Here is a 16,241-nt window from a genome sequence, read left to right as displayed (position 1 = left end):
CGATGGCATGTTCACGGCGCTCTCACGGCCGGTCATGGTCCACTAGACAGCTCGTACCGCGATCTTCATGGGGGTGGGCACGTGCGTGTCCTGCGTGTCGTAGTCATCATCGGAGTGGTCCTCGGCGGCCTGTTCGTCGGGTTCGACCGCTGGGCGGTCGGCTATGCCGAGAACCGGCTGGCCGACCGCATCCAGGCCCGCCAGGGCCTGCCGGGAGGTGTGGACGTGGACATCCACGGGTTCCCCTTCCTGACCCAGGCGCTCTCCGGTGACCTGGACGAGGTCGACCTGAAGGTGGCCGGCCTCGACGTGGCGACCACGGACGGCCGCAGGACGCGCCTGTCCCAGCTCGCCGTCACCTTCCACGGGGTGAAGCTGAACGACGACTACAGCGGCGGCACCGCCGCGCGGGCCGACGGGTCGACGCTCATCACGTACGCGGACCTGAGCGCGGCCGCGCAGCCCGGCGTGACGGTCACCTACGGCGGGGCGCCGGGCAAGGTGAAGGTCAGCGCGAGCGTGGAGTTCCTCGGCAGGACGGTCACCCGCAGCGTGGTGTCGACGATCTCCCTGGTCGACGCCAAGGAGGGCAAGGGCTCCAAGATCGTCCGCGTGCGCGCCGACGAGGTGCCGGGCGAGGGGATCCCCGGGATCGAGACCGCGATCCGCAAGAAGACCGACTTCGACCGGCGGCTCGACGGTCTGCCGTCCGGGATCCAGCTGACCGCGCTGACCTCCGACGAGGCCGGAGTCCACCTGACGGTGGGCGGCACGAATCTGGCTCTGGCCGGATAGTGAGACGGGTCGGTCCGACCCGCAGATGGGAGGGGTCGTACGAGGGGCCCCGGAGCCGGTGGCGGGGCGGTCCACCCTCATCCGATCCCACTATTCGGACGATCCTGTCTCGGAATATGACACGGCGGTGACAGGGCGGCCGATTCGTCCCTACGATCCATGGCTATGAAGCATCAGCAGGCGGACCTCACGAAGCGACGGGCAGTAGACCTGTGTCGCGTCGCCGCCATGCTCTGTCGATCCATGTGACGTGTGAGCGCATCCCGCTCCATAGCCGGACGACGGCCTTCCGCTTTCCCGTGTGACCACCTGTGCCTCCCGCCCTCCTGACGCCTCCCCGCAACAGGATCTGCAAGGGGGCACCTCCCAGCGGTAGCTGGGGGAGTACCCGGAAGCACGCACCCCGCACCACCAGCACCACCCCGCCGCACACTGCCCCGGAGGAGAACACCATGAGCCGCAGCGACGTCCTCGTAGACGCCGACTGGGTCGAGGCCCACCTGAACGACGCCAACGTCGTCATCGTCGAGGTGGACGAGGACACGTCCGCCTACGACAAGAACCACATCACCAACGCCGTCCGGATCGACTGGAAGAGCGACCTCCAGGACCCGGTCCGCCGTGACTTCGTGGACCAGGAGGGCTTCGAGAAGCTCCTCTCCGCCAAGGGCATCTCCAACGACGACACCGTCGTCCTCTACGGCGGCAACAACAACTGGTTCGCGTCCTACGCCTACTGGTACTTCAAGCTCTACGGCCACCAGGACGTCCGCCTGCTCGACGGCGGCCGCAAGAAGTGGGAGCTCGACTCCCGCGACCTGGTCGACGGCACCGAGGTCCCGAACCGCCCGGCCACCGAGTACAAGGCCAAGGCCCAGGACACCTCGATCCGCGCCTTCCGTGACGACGCGGTCGCCGCGATCGGCACGAAGAACCTGGTCGACGTCCGTTCGCCCGACGAGTTCTCCGGCAAGCTGCTCGCGCCGGCGCACCTCCCGCAGGAGCAGTCGCAGCGTCCGGGTCACATCCCGAGCGCCCGCAACATCCCGTGGTCGAAGAACGCCAACGACGACGGCACCTTCAAGTCCGACGAGGAGCTCACCGCCCTCTACGCGGCCGAGCAGGTCGACCTGGCGAAGGACACCATCGCCTACTGCCGCATCGGCGAGCGCTCCGCGCTCACGTGGTTCGTGCTGCACGAGCTCCTGGGCCAGGAGAACGTCAAGAACTACGACGGTTCGTGGACCGAGTACGGCTCGCTGGTCGGCGTGCCGATCGAGCTCGGCGCCAACAAGTAGTTCGGGGCACCCAGCCTTCCGGGCACGCGACGCCCGTAGTCATACCTCTCTAGGACAGGACAGAGAACATGTGTGGAGCACAGATCGGCGGGCCCGACCTCGCCACGCTCAAGCCCGGTGAGACCGCCATCCAGGGTCAGGTCACCAAGGACGGCGAGCCCATCAGCGGTTACGTCCGCCTGCTGGACTCGACCGGCGAGTTCACCGCCGAGGTCCCGACCTCGGCGACCGGCCAGTTCCGCTTCTACGCGGCCGAGGGCTCCTGGACGCTGCGGGCGCTCGTGCCCGGCGCCCAGGCGGACCGCGCCGTGGTCGTCGTCGAGTCCGGCGGCGTGACGGACGTGGCGATCGCGGTCTGAGCACCGCACCTGTGTGACCGTATGACCGGCCGAAGGGCCGCACCCCCGGGGGTTGGACGCCACTGGATCGGGGTGCGGCCCTTCGCGCCGTTCCGGGACGCCGCCCGGGCGGCCGTTCCGGGACCCCCGGGGGCCTTCGCACCGCCCGGCTTCGGCTCTACCCTGAAGGCATGTACGCCCGGCGGCGCCGCGCCTACTTCCTGCTCATGGGCGGATGCCTGTTCCTCTTCGTCTCCGCCTGGTCCTTCGTGCGCCTGCTGTCGGTCGAGGCCGCGGTCGCGCTGTGCGTGGTCGCCATGGTCATCCCGCCGGTCGCCGCGATGGTCGCGAACCGGCGCGGGCCGGACGACCGCTGGTGGGACGACCCCTCGGGCGACGCGAAGTCCGACGAGTGGTGGGACGAACTGGATGGAAAGCGGCGTCCAGAGGATTGAAACCCGTCGATATAAAAATGTAATAAGCGTGCGTACAACATCCTTCCGCAGCAAGGTGTCATCTCTGTGCGCGGTCAATCGACCCGCGACACCAGTCCTGTGGGGGGACTTCTTTTGGAACACGAACAGAACCTTCCCGACCAGCGGAAAGAGGAGGAGAGCGCCGCGGAAGCGGGCACTCCGGACCCTGCCGCGGCCGGTCCCCGGCGCCGTCGCGGAGGCCGTACGGTCCTCCTGATCGCGGGCGCCGTCGTACTCGGCGTCCTGGCGGGAACGGTCACGGGCTACGCGGTCCAGATCGACCGCGAACCGACGCCGCTGGCACCGCTGGCGCAGGCCGGCCTGGTGTCCCCGAAGGCGCTCGCGCCCGACGACGCCACCACGAACAAGACGATCAACGCCAACCGCTGGCACAAGACGGACGACGACCTCGCCAAGCTGCTGATCGAGGCGCCGGGCGGAGCGAAGGTGGACGGTGCGGGCTACGACACCGCCGACTCCGTCTCCACCGAGTTCGAGGAGCCGGACTACATGCTGCGCAACCTCGTGCGCACCAAGGTCCGCCGGCTCGCGTCGGTGAGCTGGGCGGAGGGCGACCACACCTTCGTCGTCGTGCAGCTGCTGCAGTTCAACGACCGTGACGGGGCGGACGACTACCAGGTCGGCCAGTCCAGCTACATGCCCGAGAAGAAGCACGCGGGCAACAGCGGTGTGGCCATTCCGGGTCTCCCCTCGGACCTCGGGCACGTCTGGGTGGACTCGGAGGCCGACGAGAAGCCGGGATACCTCCCCATGCGCTCCGCGCGGGCCATCGCCCGCCGCGGCGACATCGTGATCGACATCCACTTTGTGAACAACCGGGGCAAGATCGACGAGGGCGACGTCGTGGACCTGGCCAAGCGACAGCTGGAGCGACTGTGACCGAGCCGCAGAACGACGTGACCGCGGTTTCGGCCGAGGTCCCGGCGGCGCCCGATGCGGTCGAGGCCCCGGCCGCGGCTCCAGTCGAGGCCCCGGTCGAGGTCCCGTACCCCGTCGCGCCGGTGAAGCCCGCGCGCAAGGTCAACCGCAAGGCGGTCGCCCTGGTCGCCGGCATCGTCGCCGTGGCCGCCCTCGTGGGCGGTGGCGTCTGGGCGTCCGCCGCGGTCGCGGACGCCGACCGGGACGCGCCCACCGCTTACTGGGCGCCCCTGGGCGGGCGGCTGGAGAAGTCCGCCGAGCCCGGTTCCGTCCCGGCGAACGACCTCTCGGGCAAGCTGCTGCCCCTTCCGTCCGGCTTCTCACCGGGCCCGGACCTGGAGCAGGACGGCAACAACTTCTTCGTCTCCGGGGAAAAGGCGGTCGAGGGCTTCAAGGAAGCCCGTGGCGGCCTGTCCAGCTCGGACCGCAAGAAGCGCGACGAGGCGCTGGCCGAGCTGAAGCTCAAGGGTCTGGCCGGGCGCAGCTACGCCAAGGAGGGCCAGGGCTGGGTCGCCGAGGTGCGCATCATGCAGGCCGATCCCGGCGCCGTGGGCAAGTTCTCCGAGATCAGCAAGAAGCTCCTCGAACTCTCGGGCGACGACCGCGAGGCACCGAAGGTGGACGGTTTCCCGGACGCCAAGTGCTCGCTGCTGGCGATCGGCCAGGAGAAGAAGGAAAAGATCGACTCGATCGACTGCGTCGCCGTCGAGGGCGACGTGATGGTCACCTTCCGCGCCTACGGGCCCAAGCCCTTCTCGAACTCCGACGCCGTCGCGTTCTTCAAGAACCAGATGAGCCACCTGAAGTCCCCCGGGGAGTCCGTGTGACCGAGCAGAACACCACCGGAACCGCGCCGGCGGCCCCCGAGGACGCCGCGGCACAGCCCGCCGCGGCCACGGACGCGCTCGCCGTGCCCGCCCCCGAGCCCACCGTGCCCGCCCAGGCGCCGGCCCCCGCGGCCGAGACCCCCGCGGCCGAGACCACCGTGGCCGAGACCACCGTGGCCGAGGCGCAGGACGCCGTGCCCGCCGAGGCGGTCCGGTCGAACCCCTTCGCCGCCCCGGAGGTCCCGGCCGCGCCCAAGGACCGCCGCAAGCTGTTCGCCGCGCTGCGCTGGACCGCCGCCGTCCTGGTCTTCGCCGCCGTCGGCACGGGAGTCGCGTACGGGATCACCCAGCCCGAGCGCACCGACATCCCGGGCCTGTCCACCAAGGACGACGGCCGCTGGGTGTACCCGGCGCTGTCCAAGCCGGCGCTGCCGCCGGGCGCCGCCCTGCCGTTCGCCAAGGACAACAAGGACGGCATCCACTACGCCGGCCTCACCCAGCTCCTCCTGCCGCCGCCCACCGGTTCCACCCCCGACTCCACGCTGAAGCTGGAGAAGGACGAGGTGGTGACCACGGACACCTTCCTGGCGGAGTACGAGGACGTCGAGCGCGAGAAGATGAAGGAGCGGTTCGGCAACGAAGGACTGCGCCAGATCGTCGGCCGTGGCTGGACCACCCCGGACGGCACCCGCACCCGTATCTACCTGCTGCGGTTCCACGCCTCCGGCTTCGCGGACACCTTCAAGGGCTGCAACACGTCCATGCAGCTGAAGGGCACCCGCACCATCGCGGACGTGGACTGGACCAAGGCCAAGGGTGCCCAGTCCGTGCCCTCCCTCTCCGACGTCTCGGTCTACACGGAGACGGCCCCGTTCGGCGACGAGCAGGCCAAGGTCGGCTGCATCCGCTCCGGTGACGTGGTCGGCATCATCCTCCAGACCCGCAAGGGCGAGGTGGCGACCGTGCCGTTCCACCAGACGGTGATCCTCCAGCACCAGCTGCTCGGCTGAGCCGGTCGCAACGCGGTGCCCGTCGTACGGGCTACCTCACAGAGTGCGCCGGTCCCCAGGCCAGTAGGCTTGGGGACCGGCCCCGTAACGCCACCCACACTCCGAGGAGCACCCCGTGCTTGAGGCAGTCTTCACCTCCCTGCTGGCCCTGATCGCCGTCGGTACGCTGGCCTTCGCCGCACTGGCCGTGAAGAAGCTGTACCAGGGCCAGCGCTGATCTTCCGATCGGCCGACGCCCGCCCGGATACCGGAACCCCTCCCACAGATCGCCTGAGCAGCCATTCATGATCCAGATCCCGTCCGACCTGAACCCGAGCCTCGTCCCCCTCGCCTTCCTCCTGGGCAATTGGGAAGGCGCAGGCGTCTTCGACTTCCCCGGTGAGGAGAAGTGCAACTTCGGCCAGGAAGTCGTCTTCACCCACGACGGCCGGGACTTCCTGGAGTACCACTCGCACACCTGGGTCCTCGACGCCGAGGGCAACAAGGTGCGGCCGCTGGAGTCCGAGTCCGGCTACTGGCGCATCGACAGCGACCGCCGGGTCGAGATGGTCATGGTCCGCGACCACGGCGTCGTGGAGATCTGGTACGGCGACCTCGCCGCCCAGAAGCCGCAGATCGACCTGGTCACGGACGCGGTGGCGCGTACCGCCGGCTCCCGTCCGCACAGCGGCGGCAAGCGGCTCTACGGCTACGTCAAGGGCGACCTGATGTGGGTCGGCGAGAAGACCACCCCCGAGGTCGAGCTGCGCCCGTACATGTCGGCCCAGCTCAAGAAGGTCGTCACCCCCGAGGAGGTCGCCGAGATGGCGCGCAACCTCCCGGACATGCCGGACGACGGCATCGCCTTCTTCCGCTGAGCCCCGGCGGTCCCGCGAACGCGGACGAGCCCCCCGCGGCAGCAGCCGTAGGGGGCTCCCCCGCGTCCTAGGGGCGGACGGACAGTTGGGGCGGCCCGGACCGAGGCCTACACTGGCCGGGTGGTGACCACCGACAGCACGGACAGCGCCGAGACCGAAACCGGCGACTGGAAGAGCGACCTGCGCCAGCGCGGATACCGCCTGACCCCGCAGCGTCAGCTCGTGCTGGAGGCCGTCGACGCCCTGGAGCACGCGACCCCGGACGAGATCCTCGTCGAGGTGCGCAAGACGGCCTCCGGGGTCAACATCTCCACGGTCTACCGCACGCTGGAGCTCCTGGAGGAGCTGAAGCTGGTCTCGCACGCCCACCTCGGGCACGGGGCCCCCACGTACCACCTCGCCGACCGGCACCACCACATCCACCTGGTCTGCCGGGACTGCACCGACGTCATCGAGGCGGACGTGGACATCGCCGCCGAGTTCACGGCCAAGCTCCGCACCACCTTCGGCTTCGAGACCGACATGAAGCACTTCGCGATCTTCGGACTCTGCAAGAAGTGCGCCGCCAAGCACCGGGACGGCACGGCCTAGGTTCGCCCGCGGCAGGGTCGTAGGCTGGGTGGCATGACCAGCAGCCCCTTGCTCCATCTCCCCGGCGCCGTCCAGGCCGAAGGCCGCGACGAGGGCGTCGCCGCCCACTACGGAGAGCTGTACGGAGAACAGCGCGCCCTCGCCGACGGCCGCGGCTTCGTCGACCTCTCCCACCGCGGGGTCGTCACCGTCACCGGCCCGGACCGGCTGAGCTGGCTGCACCTGCTGATCACTCAGCACGTCACCGAGCTTCCGGCCGGCCAGGCCACCGAGGCACTGATCCTCTCCGCGAACGGGCACATCGAGCACGCGCTCTACCTCGTCGACGACGGCGAGACCACGTGGATGCACGTGGAGCCCGGCACCCAGGAGGCGCTGATCGCCTACCTGGAGTCGATGAAGTTCTTCTACCGGGTGGAAGTCGCCGACGCCACCGCGGACTTCGCCGTCGTGCACCTGCCGGCCGGCTCCATCGCCGAGGTCGCCAAAGAGCACGCCGTACGGGAGACCGCGCACGGCCGCGACGTCTTCCTGCCCCGCGCCGAGCTGGAGGCCTTCGCCGCCTCGCACGGCCCGGCCGCCGGCCTGCTCGCGTACGAGGCCCTGCGCGTCGAGGCGCACCGCCCGCGGCTCGGCCTGGAGACCGACCACCGCACCATCCCGCACGAGCTGGGCTGGATCGGCACCGCCGTGCACCTGCAGAAGGGCTGCTACCGGGGCCAGGAGACCGTGGCCCGCGTCCACAACCTGGGGAAGCCGCCGCGCCGGCTGGTCTTCCTGCACCTGGACGGCTCCGACGTGCTCCTCCCGGCCCACGGCACGCCCGTACGGCTCGCCGCGGACGGGGAGGAGGGCCGCCAGCTGGGCTTCGTGACCACCTCGGTCCGCCACCACGAGCTCGGCCCGATCGCGCTCGCGCTGGTCAAGCGCAACGTCCCGGTGGACGCGCCGCTGCTGGTCGGGAAGACGGCCGCCGCGCAGGAGGTCGTCGTAGCCCCGTAGGCGAGGGCCTAGATGTCGATGACGATGGTGAACGGGCCGTGGTTGGTCAGCGAGACGCGCATGTCCGCACCGAACCGGCCCGTCTCCACCGTCGCGCCCAGCTCCCGCAGCTGTGCCACGACCTCGTCGACGAGCGGTTCGGCGACCGGGCCGGGCGCGGCCGCGTTCCACGTGGGGCGCCGGCCCTTGCGGGCGTCTCCGTAGAGCGTGAACTGCGAGATCACCAGCAGCGGCGCGTTGACGTCGCTGCAGGACTTCTCGGCCTCCAGGATGCGCACCGACCACAGCTTGCGCGCCAACAGCGCCGCCTTCTCCGGGGTGTCGTCGTGGGTCACCCCCACCAGGACGCACAGTCCCTCGCCGACGATCTCCCCGACGGTCTCGCCCGCCACCACGACGCTCGCGCCGTCCACTCTCTGCACCACTGCTCGCATACCACCTGTGTACCAGCCGTGCACCCGTCCGGGGCCGATCGGGTGGAGTGGGACTGCACCGGCACCACGGAGAGTGGCACGATGCACGCAGGCGGTGCCCCCAGCACCGGTCGAGGGGACGGACACGAACGCATGAACATCTCTGGTACCTCCGCACCTGCTTCTGTACCCGCTGCATCCGCACCCGCCGCATCCGCCGCGGCAGCCGTACCCGCGCCATCCGCCGGGCACGGTGCGGGCGGGGCGGCCGCCGAGCTGCCGGCGCCGCGCCCGCCGGTGCAGCGCACCGGCGCCGCGGACGCCCCGCCCGCGGTGACCACCGCGCTCGGCCTGCCGGAGCTGCGCGCGCTGCGCCGCGACGCACAGCGCGACGAGGCCGACCTGAGCTACGTACGCCGGCTGCTCCACGGCCGCATCGACATCCTGCGCGCGGAGCTCGCCCGGCGTACGGACCCCGAGGCGCCGGTGGTGGACCGGCTCTCGGAGATCCTCGCGGACGCCCCGTCCAGCCGCAGCGCCTCCGCCCGGCACGTCACGCTCGGCACCCCGCACGGCGAGGAGTACCGGCTGCTGGCGGCCGAGATGCTCTCCGACGTCGAGCTGTCCGACCTGGGCGCCCGCACGGACGAGGAACTCCACGAGGGCATGGGCCGGTTGGTGCGCTACGAGCAGCAGGTCTCGCGGCGCCGCCAGCAGCTCCAGCGCACGGCGGACGACTGCAGCGCGGAGATCACCCGGCGCTACCGCGAGGGCGAGGCGCAGGTGGACGACCTGCTGGCCTGAGCGGCCCCGACCGGTCCCGGGCGGCGGCCGCGGGAAATCCGGGCGACGGGGGCGGGCCGGGCCGATTAGCGTGGGTCGCTATGAGCGCTGACGTCCGGCCGATCGCCGCATCCGAACTTCCCGTGTGGCTCCGCGCCCAGCAGACCGGTTTTCTGAACGCGGCACATCCCACGGCCGAGGACCAGGCCCAGTTGGCCGGGTACGTCGACTGCGCCCGGACCCAGGGCGCGTTCGACGCGGACACCGGCCGGTGCGTGGCGACCTTCCGCTCCTTCGAGCAGGAACTGACCGTGCCCGGCGGGGCGTTCGTACCGTCGAGCGCCATCACGAACGTGACCGTGGCGCCCACGCACCGCCGCCAGGGCCTGCTGACCCGGATGATGGCCGCCGAGCTGGCCGCCGCGCACGCGCGCGGTGACGTGCTGTCGACGCTGATCGCCGCCGAGTACCCGATCTACGGGCGGTACGGGTACGGGCCCGCCACCTCGGTCTCGGAGTGGGAGATCGACGTGGCGCGCACCGGGCTCGACCCGCGTGCCGCCGTCCCCGGGGACGGCGGGAGGATCGACCTCGTGGACGAAGCCGCGGTACGGGAACTCGGCCCGGCCCTGCACGAGCGGCTGCGGGCCGCCACGCCCGGCGTGGTGAGCCGCGACGCCCGCTGGTGGCGGGTGACCACGGGCGCGGAGACGATGTCCCACAACCCGTACACGCCGTCCTTCCACGCGGTGTACCGCACCGCGAAGGGTGAGGTGGCCGGCCTGGTCCGGTACACCGCCGACGACCACTGGACCGATGCCAAGGTGCCGCTGAACACCGTGCAGGTACGGCAGTTGATCGCCATCGGCCCGGAGGCGGAGCGGGCGCTGTGGCGGTTCCTGTGCTCCATCGACTGGGTGATGAAGGTCCGCACCGGCTACCGCGCCCCCGACGACCTCGTCGCCCGGCTGCTGCCCGACCCGCGCGCCGCCCGCCTGGTGACCTCGGCCGACTTGCTGTGGCTGCGGATCCTGGACGTCGTACGGGCCCTGGGCGCGCGGACGTACGCCGTGCCCGGGGTGCTCGTCCTGGAGGTCACCGACAAGGCGGGTCCGGCGGGCGGGCGTTACCGGCTGGACGCGGGCGCGGGGGACTGCGTACGCACGGACGAGCCGGCCGACCTGCGGCTGGACGTGTCCACGCTGGGGTCCCTCTACCTCGGCGACGAGTCGGCGGTGCGGCTGGGCGCGCTCGGCGAGATCACCGAGGAGCGTGCGGGCGCGCTCGCGCTCGCGGACGCGGTGTTCCGCACGGCCCGTCGGCCGTGGTGCCCGGACATCTTCTGAAGCTGTCCGGCTGTCCGGCTGTCCGGCTGTCCGGTTGTCCGGCTGTGCGACCGTCGTGTGCGTGGAAATCTGAGGACTGAGGTACTTGGCAACACTGGTGGAAACCCTGCGCGCGGCCGGCTGCGTCTTCGCGGAGGAGGAGGCGGAGCTGCTGAGCGCCGCCGCCGCGGACGAGGGGCAGCTGGCCGCTCTGGTGGCCCGGCGGGTGGCGGGCGAACCGCTGGAACACGTCGTCGGCTGGGCGGAGTTCTGCGGTCTGCGCATGGAGGTGGGCGAGGGGGCCTTCGTACCGCGCAGGCGCAGCGAGTTCCTCGCGCAGGAGGCGGTGGCGCTGGCCCGGCCCGGCGCGGTGGTCGTGGACATGTGCTGCGGAGTGGGCGCGCTGGGCGCGGCCGTGGCCGCGCAGGTGCCCGGCGCCGAGCTGCACGCGGCGGACATCGACCCGGTCGCGCTCGCGTACGCCCGCCGCAACGTGGCCCCGTACGGGGGGCGGGTCTGGGAGGGCGACCTCTACGCCGCCCTCCCCGGGGAGCTCCGGGGGCGGGTGGACGTGCTCGTCGTCAACGCCCCGTACGTCCCGACCGGCGAGATCGGCCTGCTGCCGGCGGAGGCCCGCGACCACGAACCGGCCGTCTCCCTGGACGGCGGCGCGGACGGCCTGGACATCCACCGCCGGGTGGCGGCGGGCGCCCCGCCCTGGCTGGCCCCGGGCGGCCGGCTGCTGATCGAGACGAGCGCCCGCCAGTCCCCGGTCACGGCATCGGCCCTGACGGCGGCGGGCCTGTCCGTGCGGGCGGTGACCTCGGAGGAGTACTACGCGACGGTGGTCATCGCGACGGCGCCGGCGTAAGCGTCTGCTTGCCGCTCAGAAGAGGAACTCGAGGCTGCTGAGGGAAACGAGGATGCCGACGAAGGCGAGGGCCCACATCACCAGGGTCCCGATCAGCGCGCCGGTCGCCGTCCACAGGCCGGTGCGGCGACCCGAGAGCGTCGCGCACATCCAGCCCACCAGCGCCCCGACGGTGGGCAGGCCGCCGATCACCAGCCCGGTGCGCTGGAGCCCCAGCTTCGTCCGGTGATTGCCCTGCCAGTCGGTGGCGCTCTTGTTGTGGAGGGCGCTCTGCGCGGTGGCGTACCAGAAGAGCACGGGCGGTACGAGGAGCACGGCGGTCAGCGCGAGGAGCACGGCGGGCCGGTGGCGGCCGCGCGCGGGGCCGGGGGCCGAGGGGGCTGTCATGAGGGGACGACCTCCACGCCGGCCGCGAGCATCCGGGCGATGATCTGTTCGCCCAGTTCCTCGTGGCAGACGGTCAGGTACATGGGTGGATCGCCCTTCGTGACGATCAGATGGCCGCCGCTGCCGGTCTCCTCGAGCAGCCAGTGCTCCCGTCCGGTGGTCCACATGTCGGCGTACGCGTCGAGATCGGGCTCGGGTACCTGCCCACGGCTCTCCGCCGGGGCGTCCCGCAGGGCGGCCGAGGGCAGGTACCCGCCGGGCGGCGCGCTCCGGAACGGCAGCCCGAGCCGCGGATCGCGCCCCTGCTCCCCGAGGGCCCGGGCCACCTCGTCGGCCGGGTACCCGAACAGGTCGACGTCACCGAGCACGACGGACACCTCCGCCGGCCCGTACCACCGCGGCTGTCCGCCGCGCGGGCCCGACCCCCGGCCGAACCGCCTCACCGCCACACCCGCGAACGGAGCCCCACCGGGCTCCCCGATCCACTCCGGGTCCGGAGGCCCCGCGTGGGCGATCACCTGAACATCACCCCACGACACGCCGTACCCCCAAGCCGCATCCGCAACCCCGTCCACGCCGGAACACACCTCCCCGAGCCCGCCCAACACCTCCCGCACCCGACCACCCCCCACCCCGAACCGCAGCACCCCAACCCCGGGCAGCCCCACCCCAACCCCGGGCAACAGCTCGACCATCGACATCGCCGCTCACCCCTCCAGGAAGTGCCGGACGGCGGCGGCCAAGGACGACATCTGCTCCCCGGCCTCCAGCCACGTGGTCACCGAGGCGGTCCAGCCGCCCTCGGTGCTCCGCCACGGCCTCAGGGTCCAGGTCAGGCCGACGTATCCGCCGGACCGGAACACGGCGGAGACGGCCAGGTCCCGGTCGTAGGTCTGCCAGCTCCGTTCGCCGTCCCAGCCGCGGTAGTCCGATGCCAGTCCTTCCAGGAACCGTGTGAGCTCGCTGTCCGGGACCCAGGCCACGACCTCGTCGACGCGAGCGCTCAGACCCGGAGCGCGGAGCTCGACCGTGTAGCGCACGCAGTCGGAGTCGGGACCGGACCGCTCGCGGAACTCCACACCGACGGCCTGGGTGTCGCGGCATTGGACGGTCACGGCGTCGGGGTCGGTGCTGTCCGGGGTGGTCATGTGCGGAACGCTAGGGCAGCGCCGCGTGGGCCGTCATCAAGGTTTTCCGGTGAGGTGGATCCGGGTGGGTGGTGCCGGTCCGGCCCGGGGAGTGGGAGCTATTGCAAGCGGGTGCTTGCAATAGTTAGCAAGGTGCGGCAGGATCGGGGTATGGCATCGCTCAACGTCGGGAACCTCGGCGAGTACCTGCGCGAGCAGCGGCGGCAGGCGCAGCTTTCGCTGCGGCAGCTGGCCGATGCGGCGGGGGTGTCGAATCCGTACCTCAGTCAGATCGAACGCGGGCTGCGCAAGCCGAGCGCGGACATCCTGCAGCAGCTCGCCAAGGCGCTGCGGATCTCCGCCGAGACGCTCTACGTGCAGGCCGGAATCCTGGACGAGCGGGACCGGGACGAGGTGGAGACGAGGGCCGTGATCCTCGCCGATCCGTCGATCAGCGAGCGGCAGAAGCAAGTGCTGCTCCAGATCTACGAGTCCTTCCGCAAGGAGAACGCCGCCGAGGCCGATGCCGAGGCCGCGGAGCCGAGCGACGGCTCCGGTGCCGATACGACCCACACGAACTGAGACTGTGATCCGGGAGGACCAGCACATGGCCATCGCCGATGACCTGAAGAAGACCCTCACCGACCCGACCCCGCTCTACTTCGTGGCCGGCACCGCAGACCTCGCTGCGCAGCAGGCCAAGAAGGTGCCCGGGCTCATCGAGCAGCTGCGCGCCGAGGCCCCCGCGCGCATCGAGGCAGTGAAGAACACCGACCCGAAGGTCGTGCAGGAGAAGGCCAAGGAGGCGCAGGAGGCGGTCACCGCCAAGGTCGTCGAGGTGCTCGGCGCGATCGACCCGAAGAAGCTCGGGGAGACCGCTCAGGACCTGGCGCTGCGCGGGGTCGGCGTGGCCGCCGAGTACGCGGTCAAGGCCAAGGAGGCCTACGACAAGGTCGCCGAGCACGGCGAGCAGGCCGTGCGGGCGTGGCGCGGCGAGGTCTCCGAGGAGATCGTCGACATCGCCGTCGTCGTGGAGCCGGAGCCCGAGGTCCCGGCGCAGGCGCAGGCGGACGCGCAGGACACCGCCGCCGCCGAGGAGAAGCCGGTGGCGAAGAAGGCGACCGCGCGCAAGTCCGCGGCCAAGAAGGCCGCCGCGGAGCCGGCCGACGAGAGCTGAGAACGGCGCGGCGGACCGGGCACCCGACGGGTGTCCGGTCCGTTGGTGTTTGTGAAACGGGCTATGCCGGTAGCGTTGAGGCAGGCGGCATCCGGCGTGCGAGGCGTGAGAAGGCGGTCAGGCGATGTTGATGAACGGGTTCGATAACGGGGTTCTGCCGTTGCTCGGATACGCCATGCTCGGGCTCGCCGTCGCGGCTTTCGTGTTGGCGCTGATGGCCCGCGAGGACGCGTACCGCGCGGCGGACAAGCAGACCAAGACCTTCTGGCTGGTCATCCTCGGAGTCACCGTCCTCGTGGACTTCTTCCTGGGGATGCTCTTCCTGGAGATCGCCGGCCTGGTCGCCAGCATCGTGTTCTTCGTCGACGTGCGGCCCGCGCTCAAGCAGGTCTCGGGCGGCGGCCGGCGCAGCGGCGGCAGCAGCAGCGACGGTCCGTACGGGCCCTACAACGGCGGACGGTAGCGGGGGAGAGGGCCACACCCCTCTCCGGCGCTGCTGTCGGGGCCGCCTCCGGGTCCGCGAGGCCCCGCCTCCGGCGTTCAGCCCTCCGCGCGGGAGAGGAGGACGACGGCGACGTCGTCCGTCAGTTCGCCGCCGTTGAGGCGGCGGGCCTCGGTCACGGAAGCTTCGAGCAGGCCTTCGCCGCTCAGCCCGTCGTCCAGGTGGCGGTTGATCATCTCGACCATGCCGTCCTGTCCGAGGCGTTCCCGGCCGGGGCCGATGCGGCCCTCGATGAGGCCGTCGGTGTACATCATCAGGCTCCACGTGCCGCCCAGCTCGACCTGGCGGCGCGGCCAGCGGGCCCGGGGCAGCAGGCCGAGCGCCGGACCGCTGTTCTCGTACGGGAGCAGTCGCGCGGGCCGGCCCGGCCTGGATATCAGCGGCGCCGGATGGCCCGCCAGGCACAGGCCGGCGCGGCGGCCGTCCGGGGCGATGTCCACCGTGCACAGCGTCGCGAAGATCTCCTCGCAGGGCCGCTCGACTTCGAGGACCTCCTGGAGGGTGGAGAGCAGGTCGTCCCCGCACAGTCCGGCCAGGGTCAGCGCGCGCCAGGCGATGCGCAGCTCGACGCCCAGGGCGGCCTCGTCCGGGCCGTGGCCGCAGACGTCGCCGATCATGGCGTGGACGTAGCCGTCGGGGGTGCGGACCGTGTCGTAGAAGTCCCCGCCGAGCAGGGCGCGGCTGCGGCCCGGGCGGTAGCGGGCCGCGAAGCGGAGGTCGGAGCCCTCCAGGAGCGGGTGCGGGAGCAGGCCGCGCTCCAGGCGGGCGTTCTCCTGGGCCCGCAGTTTCGATTCTGCAAGCTTGTACTGGGCGATGTCCGCCCGCTTCCTCTCCACCGCGTAGCGGATGGCACGGCTCAGCAGCCGCCCGTCGAGCTCGTCGCGGAAGAGGAAGTCCTGGGCTCCGACGCGTACGGCCTCCGCGGCGCGCTCCGCGTCCCCCTCGGAGGTGAGGACGAGGACGGCGTGCCGGGGGGCGATGCGCAGCACCTGGCGCAGGGCTCCCAGCGGGTCGGTGCCGTCGGCCGGGCCGGCGGCGGGACCGTGGGGGAGCGCGAGGTCGAGCAGGACGCAGTGCACGTCCGGGGTGAGCAGGCGGGCGGCCTCGGTGAGGTTGCGGGCGCTGCGCAGCCGGATGCGGTGGCCGTCGGCGTCGAGGATCTCGGGGACGGTGAGGCCGCCGGCAGGGTCGTCCTCGATCACCAGCAGGTTGAGCGCCTGCTGGCCGCCCGGACCGCTCTCGGTGGCCGGGATGTCCCTCTGCCGCGGTACGGGTACGGGCATCGTCTCCGGTTCCTTCCCGCCCCCTCGGGGGGTCGCTCGTCCGGGCGACCCTAGCGGGCGGGGCGGGGAGAGCGGAATGCCGGGCCTGGCAGGAGGCTCCGGCATATGCCGTCATCGCGGCGGAAAGTCCGCGTCGCCGAATGACCAACGTCACGGCGCCGGGGCACGGCGTCCCGCCCACCGAGACGTCGGGTGACTCCCGGTAACGCCCCGGACCACGGGAGCCCTGCCCGGACCATC

General features: G+C 71.6%; 22 protein-coding genes. 17 read left to right on the top strand and 5 right to left on the bottom strand.

Annotated elements, in window-relative coordinates; translation table 11 throughout:
* Positions 1-81: 81 nt before the first annotated feature.
* From ACWGDE_RS01165 to ygfZ, 11 genes are all read left to right on the top strand, one after another.
* Positions 82-795: an LmeA family phospholipid-binding protein gene (locus ACWGDE_RS01165; RefSeq protein WP_453386848.1), complete on the top strand. Its 714-nt coding sequence runs from the start codon at positions 82-84 to the stop codon at positions 793-795.
* A 159-nt stretch (positions 796-954) separates the two neighbouring features.
* The gene (locus ACWGDE_RS01160; RefSeq protein ID WP_350875872.1) at positions 955-1,044 is read left to right on the top strand and encodes an Ms5788A family Cys-rich leader peptide; all 90 of its coding nucleotides are present in this window, start codon (positions 955-957) and stop codon (positions 1,042-1,044) included.
* 203 nt (positions 1,045-1,247) lie between these two features.
* Positions 1,248-2,093, top strand: coding sequence for a sulfurtransferase (locus tag ACWGDE_RS01155; RefSeq protein ID WP_453386847.1), 846 nt, complete (start codon positions 1,248-1,250; stop codon positions 2,091-2,093).
* Positions 2,094-2,161: 68 nt separating this feature from the next.
* The gene (locus ACWGDE_RS01150) at positions 2,162-2,452 is read left to right on the top strand and encodes a DUF1416 domain-containing protein (RefSeq protein WP_112449119.1); all 291 of its coding nucleotides are present in this window, start codon (positions 2,162-2,164) and stop codon (positions 2,450-2,452) included.
* A gap of 170 nt (positions 2,453-2,622) precedes the next feature.
* Complete coding sequence (locus ACWGDE_RS01145; protein WP_453386846.1) at positions 2,623-2,886, top strand: DUF3099 domain-containing protein; 264 nt, start codon at positions 2,623-2,625, stop codon at positions 2,884-2,886.
* Positions 2,887-3,000: 114 nt separating this feature from the next.
* Complete coding sequence (locus ACWGDE_RS01140; RefSeq protein WP_453386845.1) at positions 3,001-3,807, top strand: hypothetical protein; 807 nt, start codon at positions 3,001-3,003, stop codon at positions 3,805-3,807.
* A complete protein-coding gene (locus tag ACWGDE_RS01135; RefSeq protein ID WP_453386844.1) occupies positions 3,804-4,673 on the top strand; it encodes a hypothetical protein in 870 nt (289 codons plus the stop codon). Before ACWGDE_RS01140 ends, ACWGDE_RS01135 begins: the two co-directional genes overlap by 4 nt.
* Positions 4,670-5,683, top strand: a complete 1,014-nt coding sequence (locus ACWGDE_RS01130; RefSeq protein ID WP_453386843.1) for a hypothetical protein — start codon at positions 4,670-4,672, stop codon at positions 5,681-5,683. The genes ACWGDE_RS01135 and ACWGDE_RS01130 overlap by 4 nt, the downstream gene beginning before the upstream one ends.
* A 284-nt stretch (positions 5,684-5,967) precedes the next feature.
* Complete coding sequence (locus ACWGDE_RS01125; RefSeq protein ID WP_453386842.1) at positions 5,968-6,540, top strand: FABP family protein; 573 nt, start codon at positions 5,968-5,970, stop codon at positions 6,538-6,540.
* A gap of 120 nt (positions 6,541-6,660) precedes the next feature.
* A complete protein-coding gene (locus ACWGDE_RS01120; protein WP_453386841.1) occupies positions 6,661-7,131 on the top strand; it encodes a Fur family transcriptional regulator in 471 nt (156 codons plus the stop codon).
* A gap of 33 nt (positions 7,132-7,164) precedes the next feature.
* Positions 7,165-8,133, top strand: coding sequence for a CAF17-like 4Fe-4S cluster assembly/insertion protein YgfZ (ygfZ, locus tag ACWGDE_RS01115; RefSeq protein ID WP_453386840.1), 969 nt, complete (start codon positions 7,165-7,167; stop codon positions 8,131-8,133).
* 8 nt (positions 8,134-8,141) lie between these two features.
* Here ygfZ and dtd read toward each other — a convergent pair whose 3' ends face one another.
* Positions 8,142-8,567 (bottom strand): D-aminoacyl-tRNA deacylase, encoded by a 426-nt coding sequence (gene dtd, locus ACWGDE_RS01110; RefSeq protein WP_453386839.1) that lies wholly within the window; start codon positions 8,565-8,567, stop codon positions 8,142-8,144.
* A 132-nt stretch (positions 8,568-8,699) separates the two neighbouring features.
* Here dtd and ACWGDE_RS01105 point away from each other — a divergent pair, with 132 nt between their 5' ends.
* From ACWGDE_RS01105 to ACWGDE_RS01095, 3 genes are all read left to right on the top strand, one after another.
* Complete coding sequence (locus ACWGDE_RS01105) at positions 8,700-9,350, top strand: RsiG family protein (protein ID WP_453386838.1); 651 nt, start codon at positions 8,700-8,702, stop codon at positions 9,348-9,350.
* An 80-nt stretch (positions 9,351-9,430) separates the two neighbouring features.
* On the top strand, positions 9,431-10,675 hold the full coding sequence (locus ACWGDE_RS01100; protein ID WP_453386837.1) for a GNAT family N-acetyltransferase: 1,245 nt from the start codon (positions 9,431-9,433) through the stop codon (positions 10,673-10,675).
* A gap of 85 nt (positions 10,676-10,760) precedes the next feature.
* Positions 10,761-11,525 carry a putative protein N(5)-glutamine methyltransferase gene (locus ACWGDE_RS01095; RefSeq protein ID WP_453386836.1) on the top strand — a complete coding sequence of 255 codons (765 nt, stop codon included), beginning with the start codon at positions 10,761-10,763 and terminating at the stop codon, positions 11,523-11,525.
* 15 nt (positions 11,526-11,540) lie between these two features.
* Here ACWGDE_RS01095 and ACWGDE_RS01090 read toward each other — a convergent pair whose 3' ends face one another.
* The 3 genes from ACWGDE_RS01090 to ACWGDE_RS01080 form a co-directional block, all read right to left on the bottom strand.
* Positions 11,541-11,912, bottom strand: a complete 372-nt coding sequence (locus tag ACWGDE_RS01090) for a hypothetical protein (RefSeq protein ID WP_453386835.1) — start codon at positions 11,910-11,912, stop codon at positions 11,541-11,543.
* Positions 11,909-12,280 carry a hypothetical protein gene (locus tag ACWGDE_RS01085; RefSeq protein ID WP_453386834.1) on the bottom strand — a complete coding sequence of 124 codons (372 nt, stop codon included), beginning with the start codon at positions 12,278-12,280 and terminating at the stop codon, positions 11,909-11,911. The genes ACWGDE_RS01090 and ACWGDE_RS01085 overlap by 4 nt, the downstream gene beginning before the upstream one ends.
* A 339-nt stretch (positions 12,281-12,619) precedes the next feature.
* Complete coding sequence (locus ACWGDE_RS01080; RefSeq protein ID WP_453386833.1) at positions 12,620-13,060, bottom strand: DUF6228 family protein; 441 nt, start codon at positions 13,058-13,060, stop codon at positions 12,620-12,622.
* Positions 13,061-13,210: 150 nt separating this feature from the next.
* On the opposite strand from ACWGDE_RS01080, the gene ACWGDE_RS01075 reads away from it, so the two are divergent.
* From ACWGDE_RS01075 to ACWGDE_RS01065, 3 genes are all read left to right on the top strand, one after another.
* Positions 13,211-13,621, top strand: coding sequence for a helix-turn-helix domain-containing protein (locus tag ACWGDE_RS01075; RefSeq protein ID WP_453386832.1), 411 nt, complete (start codon positions 13,211-13,213; stop codon positions 13,619-13,621).
* 25 nt (positions 13,622-13,646) lie between these two features.
* The gene (locus ACWGDE_RS01070) at positions 13,647-14,216 is read left to right on the top strand and encodes a hypothetical protein (RefSeq protein ID WP_453386831.1); all 570 of its coding nucleotides are present in this window, start codon (positions 13,647-13,649) and stop codon (positions 14,214-14,216) included.
* 124 nt (positions 14,217-14,340) lie between these two features.
* The gene (locus tag ACWGDE_RS01065; RefSeq protein WP_453386830.1) at positions 14,341-14,679 is read left to right on the top strand and encodes a DUF2516 family protein; all 339 of its coding nucleotides are present in this window, start codon (positions 14,341-14,343) and stop codon (positions 14,677-14,679) included.
* Positions 14,680-14,756: 77 nt separating this feature from the next.
* Here the strand turns inward: ACWGDE_RS01065 and ACWGDE_RS01060 are convergent, their stop codons facing one another.
* Complete coding sequence (locus ACWGDE_RS01060) at positions 14,757-16,001, bottom strand: PP2C family protein-serine/threonine phosphatase (RefSeq protein ID WP_453386829.1); 1,245 nt, start codon at positions 15,999-16,001, stop codon at positions 14,757-14,759.
* Between the last annotated feature and the right edge of the window lie 240 nt (positions 16,002-16,241).

The sequence above is a fragment of the Streptomyces sp. NPDC054956 genome, assembly GCF_053609185.1.
Note: the sequence above shows the minus strand (reverse complement) of the source record. Positions and strands in the feature narration are given on the sequence as shown.